Source organism: Caballeronia sp. SL2Y3 (genome assembly GCF_022879575.1).
Classification (GTDB): Bacteria; Pseudomonadota; Gammaproteobacteria; order Burkholderiales; family Burkholderiaceae; genus Caballeronia.
The window spans coordinates 1,164,655-1,187,650 of the sequence record NZ_CP084261.1 but is presented as its reverse complement, the minus strand read 5'-3'; the positions used below and the strand labels follow the sequence as shown (position 1 = coordinate 1,187,650).

General features: G+C 66.0%; 20 protein-coding genes. 13 read left to right on the top strand and 7 right to left on the bottom strand.

The genetic code is table 11. The features are described 5' to 3' along the window. Positions 1-86: 86 nt before the first annotated feature. The gene (locus LDZ26_RS18830; protein ID WP_244849646.1) at positions 87-2,336 is read right to left on the bottom strand and encodes a hybrid sensor histidine kinase/response regulator; all 2,250 of its coding nucleotides are present in this window, start codon (positions 2,334-2,336) and stop codon (positions 87-89) included. Positions 2,337-3,038: 702 nt separating this feature from the next. On the opposite strand from LDZ26_RS18830, the gene LDZ26_RS18825 reads away from it, so the two are divergent. The 8 genes from LDZ26_RS18825 (at position 3,039) to LDZ26_RS18790 (ending at position 10,635) form a co-directional block, all read left to right on the top strand. Beyond that, on the top strand, positions 3,039-3,407 hold the full coding sequence (locus tag LDZ26_RS18825) for a response regulator (protein ID WP_244849645.1): 369 nt from the start codon (positions 3,039-3,041) through the stop codon (positions 3,405-3,407). Continuing rightward, a complete protein-coding gene (locus LDZ26_RS18820) occupies positions 3,400-4,023 on the top strand; it encodes a chemotaxis protein CheC (protein ID WP_244849644.1) in 624 nt (207 codons plus the stop codon). Before LDZ26_RS18825 ends, LDZ26_RS18820 begins: the two co-directional genes overlap by 8 nt. A 12-nt stretch (positions 4,024-4,035) precedes the next feature. Beyond that, the gene (locus LDZ26_RS18815; RefSeq protein ID WP_244849643.1) at positions 4,036-4,977 is read left to right on the top strand and encodes a GGDEF domain-containing protein; all 942 of its coding nucleotides are present in this window, start codon (positions 4,036-4,038) and stop codon (positions 4,975-4,977) included. Between the two features lie 213 nt (positions 4,978-5,190). Further along, positions 5,191-6,039, top strand: a complete 849-nt coding sequence (gene hpnD / locus LDZ26_RS18810; RefSeq protein WP_175940772.1) for a presqualene diphosphate synthase HpnD — start codon at positions 5,191-5,193, stop codon at positions 6,037-6,039. Continuing rightward, positions 6,039-7,334: a hydroxysqualene dehydroxylase HpnE gene (gene hpnE, locus LDZ26_RS18805; RefSeq protein ID WP_244849642.1), complete on the top strand. Its 1,296-nt coding sequence runs from the start codon at positions 6,039-6,041 to the stop codon at positions 7,332-7,334. The genes hpnD and hpnE overlap by 1 nt, the downstream gene beginning before the upstream one ends. Next, a complete protein-coding gene (gene shc, locus LDZ26_RS18800; protein ID WP_244849641.1) occupies positions 7,334-9,313 on the top strand; it encodes a squalene--hopene cyclase in 1,980 nt (659 codons plus the stop codon). The genes hpnE and shc overlap by 1 nt, the downstream gene beginning before the upstream one ends. Before the next feature lie 38 nt (positions 9,314-9,351). Then, the gene (locus LDZ26_RS18795; protein WP_244850331.1) at positions 9,352-10,041 is read left to right on the top strand and encodes a phosphorylase; all 690 of its coding nucleotides are present in this window, start codon (positions 9,352-9,354) and stop codon (positions 10,039-10,041) included. Between the two features lie 120 nt (positions 10,042-10,161). Continuing rightward, the gene (locus LDZ26_RS18790; RefSeq protein WP_244849640.1) at positions 10,162-10,635 is read left to right on the top strand and encodes an acyl-CoA thioesterase; all 474 of its coding nucleotides are present in this window, start codon (positions 10,162-10,164) and stop codon (positions 10,633-10,635) included. Positions 10,636-10,690: 55 nt separating this feature from the next. Here the strand turns inward: LDZ26_RS18790 and LDZ26_RS18785 are convergent, their stop codons facing one another. Both LDZ26_RS18785 and LDZ26_RS18780 read right to left on the bottom strand, forming a co-directional pair. Beyond that, positions 10,691-11,650: a VacJ family lipoprotein gene (locus LDZ26_RS18785; RefSeq protein WP_370650709.1), complete on the bottom strand. Its 960-nt coding sequence runs from the start codon at positions 11,648-11,650 to the stop codon at positions 10,691-10,693. Next, complete coding sequence (locus LDZ26_RS18780) at positions 11,647-14,304, bottom strand: MMPL family transporter (RefSeq protein ID WP_244849639.1); 2,658 nt, start codon at positions 14,302-14,304, stop codon at positions 11,647-11,649. The genes LDZ26_RS18785 and LDZ26_RS18780 overlap by 4 nt, the downstream gene beginning before the upstream one ends. 263 nt (positions 14,305-14,567) lie before the next feature. Here LDZ26_RS18780 and LDZ26_RS18775 point away from each other — a divergent pair, with 263 nt between their 5' ends. Then, positions 14,568-15,185 carry a phospholipid-binding protein MlaC gene (locus LDZ26_RS18775; protein ID WP_244849638.1) on the top strand — a complete coding sequence of 206 codons (618 nt, stop codon included), beginning with the start codon at positions 14,568-14,570 and terminating at the stop codon, positions 15,183-15,185. 1 nt (position 15,186) lies between these two features. Here the strand turns inward: LDZ26_RS18775 and LDZ26_RS18770 are convergent, their stop codons facing one another. Together LDZ26_RS18770 and LDZ26_RS18765 are read right to left on the bottom strand one after the other, a co-directional pair. Continuing rightward, entirely contained in the window at positions 15,187-15,825 is a 639-nt protein-coding gene (locus LDZ26_RS18770; protein WP_244849637.1) for a response regulator transcription factor, read from the bottom strand. After that, the gene (locus tag LDZ26_RS18765; protein WP_244849636.1) at positions 15,815-17,227 is read right to left on the bottom strand and encodes a cache domain-containing protein; all 1,413 of its coding nucleotides are present in this window, start codon (positions 17,225-17,227) and stop codon (positions 15,815-15,817) included. Before LDZ26_RS18765 ends, LDZ26_RS18770 begins: the two co-directional genes overlap by 11 nt. Before the next feature lie 160 nt (positions 17,228-17,387). Here LDZ26_RS18765 and LDZ26_RS18760 point away from each other — a divergent pair, with 160 nt between their 5' ends. From LDZ26_RS18760 to LDZ26_RS18745, 4 genes are all read left to right on the top strand, one after another. Then, complete coding sequence (locus LDZ26_RS18760) at positions 17,388-19,472, top strand: carbon starvation CstA family protein (protein ID WP_244849635.1); 2,085 nt, start codon at positions 17,388-17,390, stop codon at positions 19,470-19,472. Between the two features lie 24 nt (positions 19,473-19,496). Next, positions 19,497-19,691, top strand: coding sequence for a YbdD/YjiX family protein (locus LDZ26_RS18755; protein ID WP_086967065.1), 195 nt, complete (start codon positions 19,497-19,499; stop codon positions 19,689-19,691). Between the two features lie 143 nt (positions 19,692-19,834). Beyond that, positions 19,835-20,074 carry a type II toxin-antitoxin system Phd/YefM family antitoxin gene (locus LDZ26_RS18750; RefSeq protein WP_244850326.1) on the top strand — a complete coding sequence of 80 codons (240 nt, stop codon included), beginning with the start codon at positions 19,835-19,837 and terminating at the stop codon, positions 20,072-20,074. Next, on the top strand, positions 20,071-20,466 hold the full coding sequence (locus tag LDZ26_RS18745; protein WP_244850324.1) for a type II toxin-antitoxin system VapC family toxin: 396 nt from the start codon (positions 20,071-20,073) through the stop codon (positions 20,464-20,466). Before LDZ26_RS18750 ends, LDZ26_RS18745 begins: the two co-directional genes overlap by 4 nt. Before the next feature lie 65 nt (positions 20,467-20,531). Here LDZ26_RS18745 and hpnH read toward each other — a convergent pair whose 3' ends face one another. Together hpnH and ispH are read right to left on the bottom strand one after the other, a co-directional pair. Next, positions 20,532-21,686 carry an adenosyl-hopene transferase HpnH gene (gene hpnH, locus LDZ26_RS18740; RefSeq protein WP_175940761.1) on the bottom strand — a complete coding sequence of 385 codons (1,155 nt, stop codon included), beginning with the start codon at positions 21,684-21,686 and terminating at the stop codon, positions 20,532-20,534. Positions 21,687-21,699: 13 nt separating this feature from the next. After that, positions 21,700-22,671, bottom strand: coding sequence for a 4-hydroxy-3-methylbut-2-enyl diphosphate reductase (gene ispH, locus LDZ26_RS18735; protein ID WP_244849634.1), 972 nt, complete (start codon positions 22,669-22,671; stop codon positions 21,700-21,702). Positions 22,672-22,996: the final 325 nt, after the last annotated feature.

Here is a 22,996-nt window from a genome sequence, read left to right as displayed (position 1 = left end):
CTCCTCTCGTTGAGCGGAATCCGCGGATCGGCAACGCCGGGTTGCCGCACATGCGTTTGCTCACGCAACAGTCATGCCGGGGTGCGTCAGCGGTCTTCGGAACGCGCGGCGTGTTTCTCGCGGATGCCGCGCAAGAGCGTATCCAGCAGCGCGATGTCGAAGGGCTTGGCGAGCACGCGCGCATCGACCTGGCGCGCGCGGTCGAGTTCTTCGGCATAGCCGGTGACGAGAATGACCGGAATGCGCGGCTCGAATCGCTGCATGCGTTCAGCGAGATCGATGCCGTTGAGTTGCCCGGGCATGTGAATGTCCGAGAGCACGACATCGAACGGGAAGCCCGAGACCGCCATGTTCTCCCGCGCCGCTTCCAGCAGCGTCATCGCGGTATCGGCGTTGAACGCGTACGTCACGCGATGGCCCATCATCGTGAGCAGCGCCTCGGTGCCGGCGGCGACTTCCTCGTTGTCTTCGACGAGCAGCACGCGCAAGCCGTCCGCCTCTTGCGCCGTCGCGGCCGCCTGTTCCGGTTCCGCGTGGGGCGCATCGGTCGCCGTCGCCTGCGGCAGATAGAGACGCACGGAGGTGCCCGCGCCGATGGCGCTGTCGATGGTGGCGAGCCCGCCCGCACGCTCGCAGAACGCGAACACCTGCGGCAGGCCGAGCCCGGTGCCCATGCCCTTCGGCTTCGTCGTGAAAAGCGGCTCGAACGCGCGGGCGAGCACGTCCGCGCTCATGCCGACACCCGTGTCTTCCAGCGAAATCTGCACGAATTCGCCGATGAGCGGAAAGCCGTCCTCGTGGCGAAAGCGCACGTTGTCCGCGCGCACGGTGAAGGTGCCGCCGTTCGGCATCGCGTCGCGCGCGTTCACGGCCACGTTGATGAGCGCGAGTTCCAGCTCGGCCGGGTCGACGCGAATCTTCCACACGTCCGCCGCGACCTCCGAGTGCAGCGCGACCTTCGCTCCGAGCGACGCGCGCAGCAGTTCGCGCTCCGTCGACACCCACTTGCCGATGGCGATGACCTCGCTGCGCAACGGCTGCTTGCGCGCGACGCCGAGCAACTGCCGCGTGAGCGACTGGCCGTTCTTCAACGCGCGCTCTATCGCGGTCAGTTCGCGATCGAGCCCGATGGGGCCGCGCCGCCGCGCAATCTGCACGTTCGTGGACACGATCATGAGCAGATTGTTGAAGTCGTGCGCGACGCTGCCGACGAGATTGCCGAGCGCCTCCATCTTGCGCGCCTGCCGGTACGCGGATTCGATGGAGCGGCGCATCGACGCCTCGGCCTGCCAGCGTTCCCACGCTTCTTCCTCTTTGGCGAGCCGCCGCAGCGACTGCCCGATCACGCCCCACAACACGATGCACGGCGCGAGGATCGACAGCGCGAGCACGGACAGATTCCGGTACCACTGCGCCCAGATCGTTTCGACGGGAAAGCCGCTCGACACATAGAGCGGATAATCGCCGACCCGCCGAAACGCGACGATCTTCAACTCGTTGTCGAGCCCCGAGACCATCTTCATCACGCCGTCGTGCGTGCCGGCGCGATACGCCTCGCGCAACGGCGAACTCGCGGCAAGCGCCATCCGGTTGGGCGGCCGCTCCGGATACCACGCGAGCACTTCGCCGTCGGCGCGGGCAAGACCGAGCGAGACGGTCGAGTTGTCGCCGAGCAGTTCGCGATAGAAGTCGTTGAAATACGACGGACGCAGCGCAATCGACACCATGCCGGCGAATTGTCCGTCCGGCGTCTTGCGCGCGACGGCCGTGTTGAACACGCGCTCGCCGGCGATCTTGCCGAGCATGAGGCGCGAGATCTGCGCAAGCCGGCTGTCGGCGCGCACCCCGGCGAAGTCCTCCCGCCCGCTCGCCGTGACATCAGGCGTCGGCCACGCGCGGCTCGTGGCGAGCAACTGGCCGTCCGGACCGAACACCGAGGCCGCAGCCACCTGATGGTAGCTGCCGATCAACTGGCTCAGGCGCGTGTGGACGACGCCGTCCTGGTGGCGAATCGCGTCCGCGTCGAGATCGTCGAGCAGATCGACGATGCGTTCGTTCAGCGTGACGTTGAGATCGAAAACCTTGAGGGCGTGCTCTTCCGCGATTCTCGCGTTGCGGGCGACTGCTTCGGAGGCGCTCGACACGCGAGCACGGTAGTCGGATATCGCGGTGATGGCGACATACACGCACGGAAGCACGACTGCGGCGACCAACAGCGCGTAGAGCGTCATGCGCTGCGCGGCGAAATTGCGTTCGGGGACGACGGGAAAAGGGGGTTCGTCCTGCCGCGGTGCTGTGGCAGGCCCAGCGTCGTGCTCCTCACGTTGCAGCGTCATTTTGGCAGCGAAGTGGAAAACTTTACTCGACCGTTGGCGCGATCGCCCGTTCGACAAATGGCGTACGGGGCGCGCGGGGCGTAATCGCGTAAAGCAAGCAGCTTTCATGCCTACTACGAAGGCGCCTCATGTCTCCCCGACGAACTAGCACGCCCGTGCGATGCTCACTTAGCGAGAATATCCGTAGCGCAAACGTGCACCGAAGCAGTGGGTATCTGATCGCGTGTTAGACGGAAAAAGGACTTCTCAGTCGCCGCATAAAACGAGAAACAGTTTCCCCGAGCGGCGCGCCGGCGAGTTGCTTTCGCGCGGATCGGGGCCGACAATGCAATCGTCCGATCAATCTGCCCTCAGAGCTGGTGTCGGATACATAGAGTTCGCTAGGCGCGCCGCGCGAGCGAGCAATAAAACAAAAAGGCCAAGGTCCGGCGCGGCTCGCCGCCCGGACGACGCACGGGGCAAGGCAACATGACGCCGAACCAGACGCTCGGGTGCGCGCTCGCCGCGTACCGTTACATCGCGCCGCAGAGCCGCGCCGCTTCGGCGCTGTCTCATTCGCTCACGCCCGCCATCAACGGCCGGGGACGAACGCGCCCCCTGTCTCCCTAAAGATCTCCGCAGCCGCGCCGTAAAAGCATACGAGAGCATGCCGTGTAGGCCGTGCTTCCCGTCAGCCACGAACGCACACCGATTCGACCGACCATGCCTTTGCCGATTGTCATTGCCGATGATTCCCTGCTCGCGCGCAAGGTGTTGACGCGCGCACTGCCTGCGGACTGGGACGTCGACATCTCCTACGCGACGAATGGGCGCGAGGCGCTCGCGTTGTATCGCGCGGGCCGCGCATCCGTCATGTTTCTCGATCTGACGATGCCGGACATGACCGGCTATCAGGTCCTCGACGCGCTTCAGCACGAAGACCTGAACACGTTCGTGATCGTCGTTTCCGCCGACGTGCAACCGCTCGCGCAGGAACGCGTGCGCGCGCTCGGCGCCATTGCGTTCCTGCCGAAGCCCGTGACGCCCGAAGCGCTGCGTCCCGTTTTGAAGGAGTACGGTCTCCATGGTTGAACCCGCCCTCAACGAAGACCAGCGCGACGCGCTGCAGGAAGTCGCCAACATGGCGATGGGTCAGGCCGCCACGCGCCTGTCGAAGCTGCTCGGCACGTTCATCGAACTGTCGGTGCCGCGCGTGCGCGTGGTGAACGTGTCGGAAGCGTCCGCCGCGTTGCGCGAGATGACCGGCATCACCGACGCCGTGACCGCCGTGCGCCAGGGCTTTCGCTCGGACATCAAGGGCGAGGCGATCGTGCTGTGCAAGAGCGGCAGCGTCGATGACCTCTGCGCGCTCGTCGACGATCCGTACACGAAGTCCACCTACGAAGCGACCACGCGCACGGAACTCGTCTTCGACGTGGCGACGGTGCTGATCGGCGCGTGCGTGTCGTGCATTCTGGACCGGCTCGGCCGCGCGCCGATTTTCTCGCCGCCCGGCATGCTCGGCGCGGAACTGGCGCTGGAAGAAGTCTTCCAGCCCGCGATGCTCGCGTGGAAAACGGCGCTTCTGCTCGAAGTCAACTTCGCGCTGGAGGATCACAGCTTCCGCGCGCATCTGGTGATGCTGATGGCCGAAGACGCCATCCAGCACGTAAACGAAGCGCTCGACGCGCTGCTTTCCAGCTTCTGACGCCGCGCCGATATGGAAGAACTGCGCCATGTGCTGAGCGAACTGGTGATCGAGCGCGTGGGCTTCGGCATCTTCGTGCTGGACCGCGATCTGAACGTGCTCATGTGGAACCGCTTCATGGCGGACCACAGCGGCAAGACGGCCGAGCAGGTCACGGGCAAGTCGATTTTCGCGAGCTTTCCCGAACTGCCGCGCGTGTGGCTCACGCGCAAGGTGGAAAGCGTGTTTCAACTCGGCAGCTTCGCGTTCAGTTCGTGGGAACAGCGGCCGTATCTCTTCAAGTTCGATCACGACCGGCCGATTACCGGCGGGGTCGACTTCATGCAGCAGGACTGCACGTTCATGCCGCTCACGCACGAGCGCGAAGTGCGCGCCGTCTGCGTGACCATTTCCGATGCCACGCACGCGAGCATGATGCAGCGCGCCCGCGACGAAGCCGTCGCCAAGCTGCAGGAGTTCGCCGACCGCGACGGCCTGACCGGCATCGCGAACCGGCGCTATTTCGAACTGCGCATTCGCGACGAATTCACGCGCTGGCAGCGCTACGGCGGCGATCTGTCGATGCTGCTGTTCGATCTCGACCACTTCAAGCGCATCAACGACGAACTCGGCCATCTGGTCGGCGACACGGTGTTGCGCGTGATGGCCGAGCGGGTCGCGGCGACCGTGCGCGTGCAGGACGTATTCGGGCGCTTCGGCGGCGAGGAATTCGCGCTGCTTCTGCCGTGCACGAACTTCGACGACGCGATGATCGTCGCGGAGAAAGTGCGCCAGTCGATCTGCGAAACGCCTATCGACGTGCAGGGTGCGCGCGTGCCGGTGACGGCGAGCGTCGGCGTGGCGTGCGCGCGGCGCGAGGTGACGTCGTCGTACGAGGCGCTCATCAACGAAGCCGACGCCGCGCTGTACGTGGCGAAGCGCGAAGGGCGCAACCGTTCGGTCGGCTTCGCCTGATCGGGGCCGCGCGCGCCGCCGCAAGGCGCAATCGGGCCGAATCATTGGTATACTCCTAGCCGCTTCCGGCGCAGTTCGCAGCCGGCGCGCGCCGGCCGTCTCCTTCGGTCATTCCCTCTTCAGCGCCACGTCGTTCCGCGCGCTCGATGGGATCGTCGGAACCGGCGCCCGATCTCTTAATTTGCCCTTGGGGGCGCCACAGCGGAGTCCGTCTTGGCCGTTTCCAATATCATCGCCGACGAATCCACCACCGAGGCCGCGAAGGCATCGTCGGGCAGTTCGTTCTATCTCGCCATGCGCATCCTTCCGGCTGCGCAGCGGGACGCGATGTACCAGATCTACGCCTTCTGCCGCGCGGTGGACGATATCGCCGACGAAGGCGCGTTGCCGCGCCGCGAACGCGCGCTCGCGCTGGAGGGCTGGCGCGAGGACATCGACGCCTGCTATCGCGGCGCGCCGAAGCGCTCCCTCGAAGCGCTCACCCGCCACATCCACGCTTTCCATCTCTCTCGCGACGACTTTCACGCCGTGATCGACGGCATGGCGATGGACGCCGCCGGCGACATCGTCGCGCCCGACGAAGCCACGCTCGACCTGTATTGCGACCGTGTCGCGAGCGCGGTCGGGCGGCTGTCGGTGAGAATCTTCGGGATGCAGGAAGACGCCGGTCGGCGGCTCGCGCATCACCTCGGGCGCGCGCTGCAACTCACCAACATCCTGCGCGATATCGACGAAGACGCCGCCATCGGCCGCGTCTATCTGCCGCGCGAACTGCTGGCGCGCGAAGGCATCGCGACGAGCAATCCGGCGGCGATCGTGGGCGATGCGCGGCTGCCGCGCGTCTGCGCGGTGCTCGCCGAGCGCGCGAAAGGCCACTACGCGCAGTCCGACGCGATCATGGCGGCATCGCCGCGCCACGAAGTGCGCGCGCCGCGCATCATGTCGGCCGCGTATCGCGCCGTGCTCGAGGCGAACCTGAAACGCGGCTTCGACCTGCCGCGCACGCGCGTGCGCACGCCGCGTGCGCGCCTGCTCTGGATCGTCGCGCGCAATCTTCTCTGATGTCCCGGACCGTACACGTCGTCGGGGCCGGGCTCGCCGGTCTCGCCGCCGCGGTGCAGGCGCAGCGGCGCGGAGCGCGCGTCGTGCTCCACGAATCGGCAGCCCGCGCCGGGGGCCGCAGCCGCTCGTACTTCGACGCGAAACTCGGCATGACGGTCGATAACGGCTGTCATCTGCTGCTCTCGGGCGATCACGCCACGCTCGGCTTTCTGCGCGCGATCAGTTCCGCGGATAACGTCGCCGGCCCGACGCAGCCCGACTATCCTTTTTTCGATGCCGCGAGCGGTCAGGCGTGGACCATCCGGATGACGCCGGGACGCTTGCCGCGCTGGATCTTCGACGCGGAGGCGCGTCTGCCCGGCACGCAGCCCGCCGACTATCTGCCCATGCTGCCGCTCTTTTTCGGCAAGCCGGGGCGCACCGTCGAGGAATCGATGCGCGCGCGCGGCCGCGTGTGGGATCGGCTCGCGCGGCCGCTCTTGCGCACGCTGCTCAACGCGGACCCGGCGGAAGCGAGCGCGACGGTCGCCTCGCATCTGCTGCGCGAAACGCTGGCGGCGGGCGGCCAGGCGTGCCGGCCGCTCATCGCGAAGAACGGCGTGGCGCATGCGTTCGTCGAGCCCGCGCTGCGGCTCTTGCAGTACGGCGGCGCGGACATCCGGCTCGGCGCGCGGGCGGCGAACATCGGCTTTTCGGGCACGGATTCGAAGGAACGGGTAAGCTCGCTCGCTTTCGAGGGCGCGGGCGAGCCTGTCGCGCTCGGGCCGGGCGATGGCGTCGTGCTCGCCGTGCCGCCCGACGCGGCGCGCGCGCTGGTGCCGGATGTCGTCGCGCCGGATGAATTCCGCGCGATCGTCACCGTCCACTTTGCGGTGGATGCGCCGATCGGTTCGATCGGTTCGATCGGCGCCGAGCGGCTGACGTTCTTCGTGAACGGCGCGGCGGACTGGCTCTGTGCAGGCGATGGCCGGCTCACGGCGACCATCGTCAGCGCGAACCGGCTGCTTTCGACGCCGCACGAGGACATCGCGGCGGCTGTCTGGCGCGACGTGGCGAAAGCCCTGCGCCTGCCGCCCGTGCCGATGCCGCCGTGGCAGGTCATCGCGGAAGAACGCGCGACCTTCGCGGCGGTGCCCTCGCAGGAAGGCTTGCGGGCCGCGACGCGCACGCGCTGGCCCAATCTCACGCTCGCGGGCGACTGGACGGCAACGGACCTCCCCGCGACGATCGAAGGCGCGATCCGCTCCGGCCAGAAGGCCGCGGACGCGCTGTTGAACCCATCGATGGAACGCTGATGAACGATTTATCCCTGTCGGCCGTGGGCGCGCCGGCGTCGCATGCCGCGCTGGACCACGCCGTCACCCACGCTACGGACGCGCTGCTCGCGGCGCAGTTTCCCGAAGGCTACTGGCTCTACGAACTCGAAGCCGACGCAACGATTCCCGCCGAATACGTGCTGCTCGTCCATTACCTCGGCGAGACGGCTGACGACAAGCTGGAAGCGAAGATCGGCCGCTATCTGCGCCGCATTCAGCGCGAAGACGGCGGCTGGCCGCTTTTCACGGACGGCGCGATGGACGTTTCCGCGACCGTGAAGGCGTACTTCGCGCTGAAGATGATCGGCGATTCGCCCGATGCCGAGCACATGCAGCGCGCGCGCCGCGCGATTCTCGCGGCGGGCGGCGCGGAGAAGGTGAACGTCTTCACGCGCATTTTGCTGGCGCTCTTCGGCGTGGTGTCGTGGCGCGCGGTGCCGATGATGCCCGTCGAAATCATGCGGCTGCCGATGTGGTTTCCGTTCCACCTGTCGAAGGTGTCGTACTGGGCGCGCACGGTGATCGTGCCGCTGCTCGTGCTGAACGCGAAGCGGCCGGTGGCGCGCAATCCGCGCGGCGTGCGCATCGACGAAGTCTTCACCGACGCGCCCGTGAACACCGGCATGCCGGAGCGCGCGGGGCATCAGAGCCGCGGCTGGTTCACCTTCTTCCGCATGGTCGATACCGTGCTGCGCGCAACCGACAGCGCCTTCCCGAAAGCCGGCCGCGAGCGCGCGATCGCCGAGGCGGTGCGCTTCGTCGACGAGCGGCTGAACGGCGAAGACGGCCTCGGCGCGATTTTCCCGGCCATGGCGAACGCCGTGATGATGTACGACGTGCTCGGCTATCCGCCCGAGCATCCGAACCGCGCGATCGCGCGCAAGTCGGTCGACAAGCTGCTCGTCATCGACGAAGCGGACGACGGCGAGGCGTACTGCCAGCCGTGTCTGTCGCCCGTTTGGGACACGTCGCTCGCTGCGCACGCGTTGCTCGAAACCGGCATGCCGAAGGCGCGCGCCGCCGTCGCACGCGGGCTCGAATGGCTGCGGCCGTTGCAGATTCTCGACGTGCGCGGCGACTGGATCTCGCGCCGTCCGAACGTGCGGCCGGGCGGCTGGGCGTTCCAGTTCGCAAACCCGCACTATCCGGATGTCGACGACACCGCCGTCGTCGCGATGGCGATGGAACGCGCGGGCCGCGAGAACGGCACCCCGATGTTCGACGAGGCGATTTCCCGCGCGCGCGAATGGGTCGTCGGCATGCAGAGCAGCGACGGCGGCTGGGGCGCGTTCGAACCGGAAAACACGCAGTATTACCTGAACAACATCCCGTTCTCGGACCACGGCGCGCTGCTCGATCCGCCGACCGTCGACGTATCCGCCCGCTGTCTTTCGATGCTCGCGCAACTCGGCGAAACGGCCGCGAACAGCGAGCCGGCGCGCCGCGCGTTCGACTACATCGTGAGAAATCAGGAGCGCGACGGAAGCTGGTACGGGCGCTGGGGCATGAACTACGTGTACGGCACGTGGTCGGCGCTTTGCGCGCTCAACGCGGCGGGCGTCGCGCCAACGGATTCGCGCATGAAGCGCGGCGCGGAATGGCTCATCGGCGTTCAGAACGCGGACGGCGGCTGGGGCGAGGACGGCGAGAGCTACAAGCTCGACTATCGCGGCTACGAACAGGCGCCGAGCACGGCGTCGCAGACGGCGTGGGCGCTGCTCGGGCTGATGGCGGCGGGGCTCGTCGAACATCCGGCGGTCGCGCGAGGCATCGAGTATCTGATCCGGACGCAGCAGGCGCACGGCCTCTGGGACGAAACGCGCTTCACCGCGACGGGCTTTCCGCGCGTGTTCTATCTGCGCTATCACGGCTATCGCAAGTTCTTCCCGTTGTGGGCGCTCGCGCGCTACCGCAACCTGACGCGCGAAGGCGAAACGCGCGTGACGGCGGGCATGTGAACGCGCGCGACGCACGCTCGGCCGCGCTTTCGCGTCCTATGGTCGGCGCGCCGGTCGTCGCGGTGACGGGCATGGCCTTCGAGGCGAAGATCGTGCGCGGGCGCGGCGTGGATGCCGTGTTCGCCGCGCGCGCCGACTGGCTCGAACGCGCGTTGTCCGATGCCGTGGCGCGCGGCTGCTCGGGCATTATCAGCTTCGGCACGGCGGGCGGGCTCGCGCCGGATCTGGAGCCCGGAACGCTGATCGTCGCAGAGAGCGTGTCGGGGCCGTTCGGCACCTTGCCGACCGATGCCGCGTGGTCCGCGCGCATCGTCGAGGCTTTCGGCGGCTCGCCGCTCGCGCGAATCACACGCTCCGGCCCGATGGCCGCCGTCGCCGCGCCGGTCACGAGCGAGTCCGACAAGCGGTCGCTGCATTCGTCGACGGGCGCGCTCGCCGTCGATATGGAGTCGCATATCGCGGGCGCCATCGCGACGGCGCGCGGCTTGCCGTTCGCGGTGTGCCGCGCGGTGGTCGATCCGGCGTGGCGCACGCTCCCGCCCGCCGCGACCGCCGGCTTGCGCGATGACGGCACGACTGCCATCGGTCCGATCCTGCGCGAACTGGCGCGTCAGCCGTCGCAGATCGGCGTGTTGCTGCGGCTCGCAGGCGATGCGCGCGCCGCCCGCGCGACGCTCGTCCACGCGCGACATGCAATGGAGAAAGCGCGGGCGCTGTCTTTCGACTAGCCGCTATCGCTCCGTCTTGCTTTCTGCGGGTTAACCCTCAGCTTGGTTATAATCAGGGAAAATCCTAGGTTGGCTGCGTGAAGTACGCGGTCATCGCAGGAACGTAAGAGGAAGCGCACCATGAATTTTCACACCCGCAAATGGGTCAAGCCCGAAGACCTCAATCCTAACGGCACGTTGTTCGGCGGCAGCCTGCTGCGCTGGATCGACGAGGAAGCCGCCATCTACGCCATCTCGCAGCTGGGCAACCAGCGCGTCGTGACCAAGTTCATGTCGGAGATCAACTTCGTCAGTTCGGCGCGGCAGGGCGACATCATTGAACTGGGCATTACGGCGACGCATTTCGGACGCACGTCGATCACGCTGCGCGCGGAAGTGCGCAACAAGATCACGCGCAAGAGCATTCTGACCGTCGAGAGGATGGTGTTCGTCAACCTGAACGAACAGGGCGAACCGGCGCCGCACGGCCGCACGCAGATTCGCTATGCGGACGAGTTGTTCGAAGCGTACGGGCGCGACCAACGCGCGGTGGAAGCGCCGAAGGCATCGACGGATGACATCGGCCGCGAAGAAGCCGCCGAAGCGGCGCACTGAGACAGAAACGGGCGCATGAGCGCCCGTTTCCTTTTGCGGCACTGGCCGCGGCGGCTTACTTGCTTTCCGCCGGGTCCTGGTACTGAGGCAGGCCCTGCGACTTGCTCGAACTCGGCGACGGCGTCGTGTTCGACTCGCCCGCGCCCGGCGCCGGCGATTTCGGCCCCACGCCACCCGCAGGCGATGCCGCCGCGCCCGGATCGACGTAATTCGGCAGACCTTGCTCCTCGCTGCTGCTGCCCGGCGCGCTCGCGCCTTCGGGCGCGCTCACGCCTTCGTCGCCGTAGTCGGGCAGCGACGCCGACGAACCGCCCGTCAGCAAATATTGGCGGCGCTGCGTGTAGGCATCGCGCACGAACGCGTATTTGTCCAGCGCGGCTTGCGACAGCAGATCGGTCGCCCCGAGCAAATCGGCGCGCGCGCTCACGAAGTTCACGCCGTACAGCGGCCAGCGAAGCTCCGAGTCCGCATAGCTGACCGGATTCACCCGCCAGTCGACGAGCCATGTCGTCGAATCGCGCACCGAACTCGGGCCGAGCAGCGGCAGCACGACATACGGCCCCGACGGCACGCCGTAATGGCCGAGCGTCAGGCCGAAGTCCTGATGATGCTTGGGCAAGCCCGCAGGCGATGCAATGTCGATCAGCCCGCCGATGCCGAACACCGAATTCATCGCGATGCGCATCAAATCCTGCGTGGCGTCCGTGATCTTCAGTTGCAGCAGGTTGTTCGCGAAGTTGCTGAAATCGCCCAGGTTCGAGAAGAAGTTGCTGACCGCCGTGCGGAACGGGCTCGGCGTCCAGTCCACGTAGAACTGCGCGACCGGACGCGCCACGTAATTGTCGACCGTGTCGTTGAACTTGAAGATGGTCCGGTTCATCGGTTCGAGCGGATCGTGCGGATTGCGGTCCGGACCCGTCGCGCACCCAGCCATCAAAAGCGCGCCCGCGACGGCGAAACTCGTCGCCAGCTTGCGGAGCGCGGCAGCGGCAGGCGCCGCTGGAGCCATTCTCATTCTTCAATTCCTCTTAGATTGTCATGCCGCTGGCTCGCGCGCAGCCTTGCGCGGTCCGCCGCGCGCACCTTGCGCGGTTTGCCCATCAACACGGGCTGAAACACCACGGCGCCGATCAGCGTGCACAGAAGCGACAGCGCCAGCAGCCGCCCCATGCTCGACGTGCCGGGGTGATGCGAGAACCAGAGACTGCCGAAAGCCGTCGCGGTGGTGGCCGCGCTGAACATCACGGCGTGCGTGAGGCTCGACTGGAGAAGGCGCGTCTGCCCTTGCCGCCACGCCATCACGAAGTAGATCTTGAACGCGACGCCGACGCCCAGCATCAGCGGCAGCGCGATGATATTCGCGAAGTTGAGCGGCATGCGGAAGACGACGCACAACTCCAGCGTCACGATCGCCGAAACGAGCAACGGTACCAAAGTTCGCAGAACGTCGCCGAAACGACGCAGCGCGAGCCACAGCAGCACCGTGATGGCGATGAGCGAATACAACGCGGCATGCTCGAACGCGGCGATGATGACCTGAGCCGAATGGCGCACGGAAATCGGTCCGCCGATGGCATTCGGCTCGACGCGCTGCACCGCGTCCGCGAAGTGCGCGAGCAGCGTGTCGTCGCTCGGATCGACGCCCGGAGGCGCTTTCGGCGACACGTTCACGAGCGCCTGACCGCCCGGCGTCACCCACGACTCGACCATCGCGGCCGGAAGCGTCGCGCGGGTGATTTCGGTCGGCTGCAACAGCGCGCGAAGCTGCGCGAGCGCGAGGCGCAGCGGCTCGGCCATCGCGTGCTCGGCGCGGTCGCGCGTGGCGGCGTCGGCTTGCGCGAGCTTCGCGAGCGTCGCCGACAAATGCTTCGCTTCGGGCGCGCCCTGGCCGGGATGCTCGTCGGCGGCGAGCGAAAGCTGATTCGATACCCGCCTGAGCGTCGCGACCCGCACCGCGTCAGTCACCGGCGACGCCACCGGTTGATTCAGCGCGGGCAGCAGTTGATCGGCGGCGGCCTGAATCAGCTTGAGCTTTGCCGGCTGATCAGCGGGAATGAGCGACGACAGCGTGGTCGCGCGTTCCACTTCGGGCAGCTTGTCGAGCTTCGCCGCGATGCGGTCCGCGTCCGCCAGCGACGGCGCGAGCACGGCGACGTCGTTCACCGCGGCTTCGGGCGAGTCCTTGAGCGAGATGAGCGTCGCCATCGACTCGGTGCGCGGGTCTTTGAGATGCAGCGGATTGAAGTCGAAGCGCAAGTGCGTGAGCAGCGGCAGCGCGCCGATCACGACGACGAGCGTGCCGATCAGCACCGGCTTGCGATTCCGGTCGAGGAATTCGTCGACCGGCGCGAGCATCGGGAAACCGGGCGCTTTCGGCTCGCCCGGCGGCGCGAACACTTTGATGAGCGCGGGCAAGAGCGTCATGTTGGTCACGTACGCGACGAACATGCCGACGCCCGCGATCAGCCCGAGTTCCGACACGCCGCGATAGGCCGTCGGCAGGAACGAGAAGAAGCTCGCGGCGGTGGCGGTCGCGGCGAGCGTGAGCGGCACGGCGACATGCCGGGCGGTTTCCGCGAGCGAGACGTCGAGCCGCTTGTGCCGATGCCGCTCCTCCCGATACTTCACGCCGAACTGAATGCCGAAGTCCACGCCGAGCCCGACGAACAGCACCATGAACGCCACCGAGATCATGTTGAGCGCATGGACCATCATGAGGCCGAGCGCCGCCGTCACCGAGAGCCCGACGAAGAGCGTGATGAACACCGCGAGGATCATGCGCTTCGAGCGCAGCGCGACCCAGAGAATCATCAGCACGACGAGGAAAGTGAGGGCGCCGTTGAGCGCCGCGCCGTCCTGCACGGAGGCGAATTCCTCGTCGGCGAGCGGTTGCGCGCCGGTCAGATGCAGCGTCGCGCCGTATCTCTTGTCGAGGCCGATCTTCGCGGCTACCGCGCGGATTTCGTCGGATGTGCCGGCCGCCGCTTTCAGCGCGCTGAAATTGAGTTGCGGCAACACGGTGATAAAGGCGCGGCCGGGCCCGTCGCCGCCCGGACTGGCGACATCGCGCCATGAAAACGCGGCGGGCTGGTTCGCCAGCACGCGGTCCAGCACGGTCGCGCTGCGGCCGAGCAGATTGGCCATTTGGCCGAGATTGACCTGACCGAGCATCAACGGCACATTGAGCGTCGTGTTCAGCGTCTGCGCGAGGCCCGTGAGCGTGGGGTCGTGCGCCAGCGTGTTGATGAGCGGGCGCGCCTGCACGAGCTGCTTCGTGACCTGATCGACCTTGTTTGTCGGCAGATAGAGCAGGCCGTTGCGCGCGAAGAATTCGCCGCCTTCCGGCTGCGAGATCGACTTGAAGCGGTCCGGCTCCTTCGCGAGCGCGGCGGCGAGTTCGTTCGCGGCGGCATCGGCGAATTCGGCGGCGGGCGCTTCGACGACGATCAGCAGCGTGGCGCCGCGCTGCGGAAAGGCTTTTTCGATGGCGTCGCCGCGCGCAGCCCATTCCGGTTCGTTTTCGATCAGCTGGCTGACGTCGGTGCTGATCTTGAAGTGGTGAACGACATAAATCGTGGAGAGGATGCCGAGCAGAATCGAAGCGGCGATAATCCACGCCGGCCGGCGAATGGCGAGCGTGACGAAGCGGGTAATGTTGGACGTCAGCATGAAGACGCTACCTGGTGTGACCTGTTATTTTCGCGGACCGCATAGTGCGAGCCGCGTGATGACGCTGCCGCGTTAGCGCGCCGGCTTTCGCTTCGGCGGCTGAACCGCGAGTCCAACGACGGCGGTGATGCCGCGCAAGTATACCGGTGGAGACGGCGCGGTCGAGACGGCGGTGAACTGTCGGCCCGCTGGTCTGTCGATATACTGGCTCGACGGCCTGACGAGTCCGCGCCGAACAATTGGATCATTAGAGAACGGGTGCCATGAAACGCTATCTGTCTGTCTGCTTCGCTTTTCTCCTCGCCACGCTGTCGTTTTCCGGCGCGGCGGTCGCCCAAACGAGCCCGGAGGCCGTCGTCAAAAGTGCTGTCGAAGGCACTGTCAACGCGATGAAGGCCGACCCGCAAGCGCGCGGCGGCGACATGGCGAAGATCACGCAACTCGTGCAAGCGCGCTTCCTGCCCGCCACGGACTTTCAGCGCACCACGCGCATTGCACTGGGCAAGGCGTGGGCCAGCGCCACGCCCGAGCAGCAAAAGCAGCTTTACGACCAGTTCCAGACGCTGCTCGTGCATACCTACGCGGCGTCGCTCGCGCAACTGCGCGACCAGGACGTGACGTTCCGCTTCGACCCGCCGAACGTCGACGCGAGCGCGAAAGACGCCGTGGTGGAATCGCACGTGGTCTCGACGGGCGGCGACAACCCGGTGCGCTATCGCCTCGGCAAGACGGCGCAGGGCTGGAAAATCTACGACATCGACATGATGGGCGCGTGGCTCATCCAGGTCTATCAGCAGCAGTTCGCCGGGCAGCTTCAGAAGGGGGGCGTGGACGGCCTCATTAAATACCTGGCCGAGCATAACGCGCGTTCGGCCGGCTGACCTAGCCGCGCCGGTTCTCCACGGCGAACTTGATCAGTTCCGCCTGTCCGTCGATGGCGAGCTTGCGCTTCAGATTCAGCCGGTGCGTCTCCACCGTGCGCACCGACAAGCCATGCTGCGTTGCGATCTGCTTGCTCGACAAGCCCTGCGCGAGCGCATCGAGAATGTCGCGTTCGCGCGGCGTCAGACGTTCCAGCGGCGTTTGCATGGCCTGCGCCTGAATCATGCGGGCCGCGAGCCCCGCGCTGAAGAAGGTCTTGCCGGCGAGCACCGCGTCGATCGCCTGAATGATCTCGGCGGCGGGCGAATCCTTGAGCACGTAGCCGCTCGCGCCGGCGCGCACGGCCTGCGTCACGTACTCCACGTTGTCGTGCATCGAGAGCATCAGCACGCGGATAGCGGGGAAGCGCTCGTGAAAAAGCGCGGCCAGTTCGATGCCGCTCATGCCCGCCATGCCGACGTCCATCAGCACGAGATCGGGACGCGTGGCTTCGTCGGCGGCGAGCGCGAGCGCCTCGTGCCCGTTGCCCGCTTCGCCGGTGACAGTGAGACGCGGGACGGCTTCGAGCCGTGCGCGCAGGCCGTCGCGCACGAGCGGATGATCGTCGACGAGCAACAGGCGGGCGGGTTCAGGCGTCATCGGAAAGTCCTTGCAGATTCGGGGCGGAGAGCGGCAACGGCACATGCGCCGTGATCGACGTGCGGCCCAGTTGCGACTGAATGGAAAGCGTGCCGCCGAGCGTGTCCAGCCGCTCGCGCATGTTGCGCAGGCCGAGGCCGCTCGCCGGATCGGCCAGTACGGACTGCGCATCGAAACCGCGGCCGTTGTCGCTGACGACGAGCCGCACGCCGTTCGGCGCGACATCGAGCGCGAGCGTCGCCCGGCTCGCGTGCGCGTGTCGCGCGATGTTGTTCAGCGCTTCCTGTGCGATGCGAAACAGCACGGTGTTCACCGGATCGGGCAACGCGGACGGCTTGCCGTCCGCCGTCCGTTCGAAGCGTACTTCGATGCCGTCCTGCCCGTCCATCTCGCGGGCAAGCTGCTCCAGCGCGGCGGCGAGGCCGAGGTCGTCGAGCATCGTGGGGCGCAGCGCGTGCGAGATGCGACGAACTTCGCGCAAGGTCGCCGCGAGACGCCCGAGACCGGTGGCGAGCGCCGCCTCGGCGGCGGTTTCGCGCGTGGGCGACCGTTCGAAGCGCGCGAGCGCCGATTCCAGCAGCAGCTTGACGGACACCAGCATCTGACTGATGCCGTCGTGCAATTCGCGCGAGAGCCGCGCCCGCTCGTGTTCCTGCGATTCGACCACCTGCCGCGCGAGGCGCTTCAACTTGGCGTCCGCGCTGCGATGCTCGCTGATATTGAGCACCGCGCCGCACAGCGCGATGACGCCGAGCGCCGCCAGCGCGATGCCGCCGATCCACATCACCGTTCTGTCGATGTTCGCGGCCGCCTGACCGTCGATGCGCGTGAGCGCCGTCTCGACATCCTCCAGATAAATGCCGGTGCCGATCATCCAGCCCCAGCGTTCGAGCGGCACCACGTAGCCGAGCTTCGGCGCGAGCTGGCCCGTGGACGGCCGCTGCCACACATAGCGCACGTAGCCGCCGCCCTTGGACGCTTCCCGGATCAACTGCTGGATGGTGAGTTCGCCCGCCGGATCGCGCATGGTCCACAAGTCTCGCCCGACGAGATCCGGCTGGCGTGGATGCATCAGCGATTTGCCGCGCATCGTGTAGACGAAAAAATAGCCGTCCGGCCCGAAGTCCAGACGATGCAGCGTATCGAGCGCGAGACGGCGGCGTTCGTCGTCGCTGCGCCGATCGCCGGGCGGCGCGTCGTAATATGGCGCGATGGCGCTCTGCGCGAGTTCGACGTAATGCCGCAACTCGACTTCCTTGCTCGACATGTACGCCGTTTGCAGCGTCGCGTGCTGCGCGCGGGCGAGCGAGGTCGCCTGATGGCGCACGCCATATTCGATACCGCCGATGGCGAGCGCGAACGGCACGATCGCCAGCACAACAATCTTGGCTTTCAGGTTCATGACGCTGGAACGTTCGATGCTCTACGTAGTTTCGCGTAGCGGGCGTACGTAGTTGTCCGGTTGTGAGGTCCGGGACGAAGGCGAATACTACACGCCCGAGGCGCTCCACGGCGCGAGCCGCGCGGGCGGACATCCAAGACTTACCAAAATAGGAGACACCATGAATCGGGCTTCCGGATTCCTGGTCTGGATCGCGCTCGCGCTCTTGGGCGCGTTCGCTTTCGGCACCATCGCGCTCGCGCACGGCGAGCGAGTCAGCGCACTGTGGATCGTCATCGCGGCGGTCTGCGTCTATCTCATCGCGTATCGATTCTATTCGCGCTTCATCGCCGGCACGGTGTTGAAGCTCGACGGCTTGCGCATGACGCCGGCCGTTCGTCACAACGACGGCCTCGACTACGTGCCGACCAACAAATACGTGCTGTTCGGCCACCATTTCGCGGCGATTGCAGGCGCGGGTCCGCTCGTCGGTCCGGTGCTCGCCGCGCAGATGGGCTACACGCCCGGCATGCTGTGGATCTTGGCGGGCGTCGTGTTCGCGGGCGCGGTGCAGGATTTCGTCGTGCTTTTCATCTCGACGCGCCGCGACGGCCGCTCGCTCGGCGATCTCATCAAGATGGAACTCGGCACCGTGCCCGGCGTGATCGCGCTCTTCGGCGCGTTCCTCATCATGGTGATCATTCTCGCGGTGCTCGCGCTGATCGTCGTGAAGGCGCTGACGAATTCGCCGTGGGGCACATTCACCGTCGCCGCGACCATTCCGATTGCGCTCTTCATGGGCGTCTATTCGCGCTTCATTCGTCCGGGCCGCATCGGTGAAGTGTCGATCATCGGTTTCGTGCTGCTGATGCTCGCGATCACCTACGGCGGACAAGTCGCGCAATCGCCGACGCTCGCGCCGCTCTTCACGTTCACGGGCGTTCAGCTCACGTGGATTCTGATCGGCTACGGCTTTGTCGCGTCGGTGCTGCCGGTGTGGCTGCTGCTCGCGCCGCGCGATTATCTGTCGACGTTCCTCAAGATCGGCACGATCCTCGGCCTCGCGATCGGCATTCTGATCGTCGCGCCCGAACTGAAGATGCCCGCGTTCACAAAGTTCGTCGACGGCTCGGGTCCGGTGTGGGCGGGCAACCTGTTCCCGTTCCTGTTCATCACGATCGCGTGCGGCGCGGTGTCGGGCTTCCACTCGCTGATCTCGTCGGGCACCACGCCCAAGATGATCGACAACGAAGTGAACATGCGCTTCATCGGCTACGGCGCGATGCTGATGGAGTCGTTCGTCGCCATCATGGCGCTCGTCGCCGCCTGCGTGATCGAGCCGGGCGTCTACTTCGCGATGAACAGCCCCGCCGCGCTGCTCGGCACGACGCCGGACGCGGTCGCGCAGACGGTCACGTCGTGGGGCTTCACGCTGACACCGGACATGCTCACCTCGACGGCGAAGGCCGTGGGCGAAACGACCATCGTCGCGCGGGCGGGCGGCGCGCCGACGCTCGCAGTCGGCATGGCGGAGATTCTGCATCGCGTGATCGGCGGCCCGGCGATGATGGCCTTCTGGTATCACTTCGCCATTCTCTTCGAGGCGCTCTTCATTCTGACCGCGGTCGACGCCGGCACGCGCGCCGGGCGCTTCATGCTGCAAGACCTGCTAGGCACGTTCCACCCGGCGCTGCGACGCACGGAATCGCTGGTGGCCAATCTCATCGCGACCGGCTTGTGCGTCGCGGCTTGGGGCTACTTCCTGTATCAGGGCGTGGTCGATCCGTTCGGCGGCATCAATACGCTGTGGCCGCTCTTTGGCATCTCGAATCAGATGCTCGCGGGTATCGCGCTGACGCTCGGCACCGTCGTGCTGTTCAAGATGAAGCGCGAGCGTTTCGCGTGGGTGACGATCGTCCCGACGGTGTGGCTGCTCATCTGCACGCTGACCGCCGGCTGGCAGAAGATCTTCGACGCGAACCCGAAGGTCGGCTTCCTCGCACATGCCGGCAAGCTGCGCGATGCATTCGAGGCAGGCAAGGTGATGGCGCCGGCGAAGTCGTTGCCGGAGATGCAGCGGATCATCTTTAACGATTACGTCGATGCCGCGCTGTCGGGGCTCTTCATGTTCGTCGTGGTGAGCATTGTGGTGTACGGCGTGCTGGCCGTGCTGCGCGCGCGCCGCGAGGCGCGGCCGACGGTGCGCGAAACGCCGTTTGAACCGATGCCCACGGGCGGCGGCGCGGCAGTGCGCTCGGGTCATTGAGCCCCAGAAGCCAGGGAGTCGGCCATGTTCAGCGATCTTCGGCAAGCAGGGCGGTATCTCGGCCAGGCGATGCGCCTGATGGTCGGCATGCCTGATTACGATGCGTACGTCACGCACATGCAAACGACGCATCCCGACAAGCCCGTGATGACGTACGCGGAGTTTTTCCGCGAGCGGCAGGAGGCAAGGTACGGATCGGGAGCGGGGAAGTGTTGTTGATGCGTGACTGATTCCAGCGAGCGGTGACTGACAACGCGACGGCGCGAGCCGTCGCGTTTTTATTTGGACTTCGAAGAATGTCCGTTTTGCCTATTCCATTCGGACGAGGCTAAAATGACTACCGTCACGTGACCAGGGTCGATATCATGTCTCACAAGCGAGTTTCGAAATCGGAGTTCAAGGCGAAGGCGCTTGAATACTTCCGGCTCGTGGAATCGACAGGAGAGAGCATGATCGTGACAGACCATGGAAAGCCCGTGCTCGAGGTGCGGCGGTATGACAACTCGGCGCTCACGCCGCTTCAGGAATTGCGCGGCAGCGTGCTGTTTTGCGAAGACGCGTTCGAGCCGATCGGCGACGAGGATTGGGAGGCGTATCGGTGATCGTGCTGGACACGCATACGCTGCTCTGGTGGGTGAGCGGAGGCGCGCTCAGCAAGCAGGCGCGCGCGGCAATCGAGAAGGAATCGGGCGAACGAGGCGAGATCGTCGTCTCCACCATCTCGGCGTGGGAGATCGCGCTGCTCGTGCGGCGCGGCAAGATTGGACTGTCGATGGATGTCGGCGACTGGATCGAGAAGGTCAGTCGTATCGACGCAGTGCGCTTCATGCCTGTGGATAGCAGCATCGCCATCAGGTCGATCGACTTGCCGGGCGAGTTTCACAACGATCCGGCGGATCGCCTGATCGTCGCGACGGCGCGTGCGCTCGCGGCGCCCATCGTCACGCGGGATCGGTTGATTCGCGAGTACGAGCACGTCAAGACGATCTGGTAGCGCAAAAAAGGGCGAACGGCCCGCAAGCCATCCGCCCTTTGCACATCTTGTCGTTCAACGAAAACTCAGTGCGCCGCCGCAGCCGTCTTCGACGACTTGTTCTTCTGCGCGCGCCCAATCTCTTCCAGCTTGATCTCGACGTGCTTCGAGAATACGTATTCGGCCGGACGCTGCTTGTCGATGGGCAGTTCCTTCGCGTAAGCGCCTTCCGTGCGCGGCCCGCGCATCGACACGCCCAGCGCCTTCAGCGGATGCGCGACCGTATCCATCACGGCGGTCGCCTCGAAGCCACTGTGGACCATGCAGTCCGCGCACTTCTCGTAGTTGCCCGTGCCGTACTTCTCCCACTCGGTGGTTTCCATCAGTTCCTTGAAGGTCTTCGCGTAACCTTCGCCGAGGAGATAGCACGGACGCTGCCAGCCGAACACCGTGCGCGCCGGGTTGCCCCACGGCGTGCACTGATACGTCTGGTTGCCCGCGAGGAAGTCGAGGAACATGGCCGACTGGCTGAACGACCAGTTCTTGCCGTTGTTGCCGCGCTTGAAGATTTCGCGGAAGAGCGTCTTGGTCTTGTCGCGGTTCAGGAAGTGCTGCTGGTCCGGCGCGCGCTCGTAAGCGTAGCCGGGCGACACCGTGATGCCGTCCACGCCCATCGGCCCGAGCGTGTCGAAGAACTTCGCGACGCGTTCCGGATCGGCATCGTTGAACAGCGTGCAGTTGATGTTCACGCGAAAGCCGCGGCGCTTCGCTTCGCGGATCGCTTTGGTGGCCTTCTCATACACGCCGTCCTGCGACACCGAATGGTCGTGCATGGCCTGATCGCCGTCGAGGTGAACGGACCAGACGAAGTACGGGCTCGGCTGGTAATCGTCCATCTTCTTTTCCATCAGGAGCGCATTCGTGCAGAGATAGACGAACTTCTTGCGCGCGATGATGCCCTTCACGATCTGCGGCATTTCCTTATGCAGAAGCGGCTCGCCGCCCGCAATGGAGACGACCGGCGCGCCGCACTCGTCGACGGCGCCGAGGCATTCTTCCAGCGACAGGCGCTGGTTCAGGATCGGGTCCGGATAGTCAATCTTGCCGCAGCCGTTACACGCCAGATTGCAGCGGAACAGCGGTTCCAGCATGAGCGCGAGCGGATAACGCTTGTTGCGCGAAAAATGCTGGCGGGCGATGTACGCGCCAACGCGGACCTTCTGGAGCATCGGAATAGACAATTGCGTCCTCTCCTTATTCTTCGCGAATCGCCGTTGCCGCCGTGGCCGACAGCGCGGCGAGCGGTTGCAGCAACTTCGCGGGGAGTTTGAATTCGACCTTTTCCTCGCGGCCGTTCATCGTCGTGACTTCGACGTGTCCGAAGGCGCGCAGGGCATCGATCACGTGTTCGACCATTTCTTCGGGCGCCGAAGCGCCCGCCGTGATGCCGACCGTCTGCGCATGCGCAAACCATTCGGGCTTGATCTCGGAACCGTCCGCGACGAGATAGCTCGGCACGCCGCTTTCGGTGCCGATCTCCCGCAGGCGGTTCGAATTGGAACTGTTGGTCGCGCCGACCACGAGCAGGACATCGACTTGCGATGACAACTCGCGCACCGCTGCCTGCCGGTTCTGCGTCGCGTAGCAGATGTCGCGCGTGTCCGGCCCGACGATATCGCTGAAGCGGCGCTGCAATGCGTCGATGATGCCGCGCGTGTCGTCCACCGAAAGCGTCGTCTGGGTGACGTAAGCGACGGGCGTATCGGGCGGCAGCGACATGGTGTCGACTTCGGCTTCGCTCTGCACGAGCACCACCTTGCCGGGAATTTGGCCGATGGTGCCTTCCACTTCCGGATGCCCGGCGTGGCCAATCAGAATCAGCGTGCGTCCTTGCGATACATATTGCCGGCCCTGCACGTGGACCTTGGTCACGAGCGGGCACGTGGCGTCCAGCACGTCGAGACCACGCGCCTCGGCATCGCGCTCGACGCTATGCGCCACGCCGTGCGCGCTGAAAATGGCGACCGCGCCTTGCGGCACTTCGTCGAGTTCTTCCACGAAACGCGCGCCCTTGCCACGCAGGTTGTCGACAACGTGCCGGTTATGAACGATCTCATGGCGAACGTAGACCGGGGCGCCATGCCGTTCGAGCGCGCGATCGACGATTTCGATCGCACGGACCACGCCCGCACAAAAACCGCGGGGTTGAGCAAGGATGATACGCATGTTCGAGCGAACTCCGACTAGCGCGGGTTTCGGGTAATAGACGCGCAACTCACGCTTCGAATGATTGACGTTGCATACGCAATGCCTGCAACGTCCTGAAAGCACACCGGCAGAAGGACCCGGTAAGTTTGTCTGCGCGCCGAGGTTGACCGCGTATTCTAACGCGTTCCCTTTTTGAGCGCTCGCCGCGCGGCGCGGGCGAGCGCGTGGGGCGCGACGCCGATACGCCCGCGCGCCAAAGCCATTAAACTGTCGGTCGCCCGGGACGGCGTGAACGCTTGCGGGATCGCGTTTCCCGCGCCGTGTACATCCGCGGCGGCTGGTT

Bases quoted from the DNA above. Each gene is read 5' to 3' on its own strand.
- LDZ26_RS18780 (WP_244849639.1), bottom strand. From the start codon at position 14,304: ATGCTGACGTCCAACATTACCCGCTTCGTCACGCTCGCCATTCGCCGG.
- hpnE (WP_244849642.1), top strand. From the start codon at position 6,039: ATGTCCCGGACCGTACACGTCGTCGGGGCCGGGCTCGCCGGTCTCGCC.
- ispH (WP_244849634.1), bottom strand. From the start codon at position 22,671: ATGCGTATCATCCTTGCTCAACCCCGCGGTTTTTGTGCGGGCGTGGTC.
- LDZ26_RS18790 (WP_244849640.1), top strand. From the start codon at position 10,162: ATGAATTTTCACACCCGCAAATGGGTCAAGCCCGAAGACCTCAATCCT.
- LDZ26_RS18785 (WP_370650709.1), bottom strand. From the start codon at position 11,650: ATGAGAATGGCTCCAGCGGCGCCTGCCGCTGCCGCGCTCCGCAAGCTG.
- LDZ26_RS18795 (WP_244850331.1), top strand. From the start codon at position 9,352: ATGGTCGGCGCGCCGGTCGTCGCGGTGACGGGCATGGCCTTCGAGGCG.
- LDZ26_RS18760 (WP_244849635.1), top strand. From the start codon at position 17,388: ATGAATCGGGCTTCCGGATTCCTGGTCTGGATCGCGCTCGCGCTCTTG.
- LDZ26_RS18815 (WP_244849643.1), top strand. From the start codon at position 4,036: ATGGAAGAACTGCGCCATGTGCTGAGCGAACTGGTGATCGAGCGCGTG.
- shc (WP_244849641.1), top strand. From the start codon at position 7,334: ATGAACGATTTATCCCTGTCGGCCGTGGGCGCGCCGGCGTCGCATGCC.
- LDZ26_RS18775 (WP_244849638.1), top strand. From the start codon at position 14,568: ATGAAACGCTATCTGTCTGTCTGCTTCGCTTTTCTCCTCGCCACGCTG.
- LDZ26_RS18830 (WP_244849646.1), bottom strand. From the start codon at position 2,336: ATGACGCTGCAACGTGAGGAGCACGACGCTGGGCCTGCCACAGCACCG.
- LDZ26_RS18755 (WP_086967065.1), top strand. From the start codon at position 19,497: ATGTTCAGCGATCTTCGGCAAGCAGGGCGGTATCTCGGCCAGGCGATG.
- LDZ26_RS18765 (WP_244849636.1), bottom strand. From the start codon at position 17,227: ATGAACCTGAAAGCCAAGATTGTTGTGCTGGCGATCGTGCCGTTCGCG.
- LDZ26_RS18825 (WP_244849645.1), top strand. From the start codon at position 3,039: ATGCCTTTGCCGATTGTCATTGCCGATGATTCCCTGCTCGCGCGCAAG.
- LDZ26_RS18820 (WP_244849644.1), top strand. From the start codon at position 3,400: ATGGTTGAACCCGCCCTCAACGAAGACCAGCGCGACGCGCTGCAGGAA.
- LDZ26_RS18770 (WP_244849637.1), bottom strand. From the start codon at position 15,825: ATGACGCCTGAACCCGCCCGCCTGTTGCTCGTCGACGATCATCCGCTC.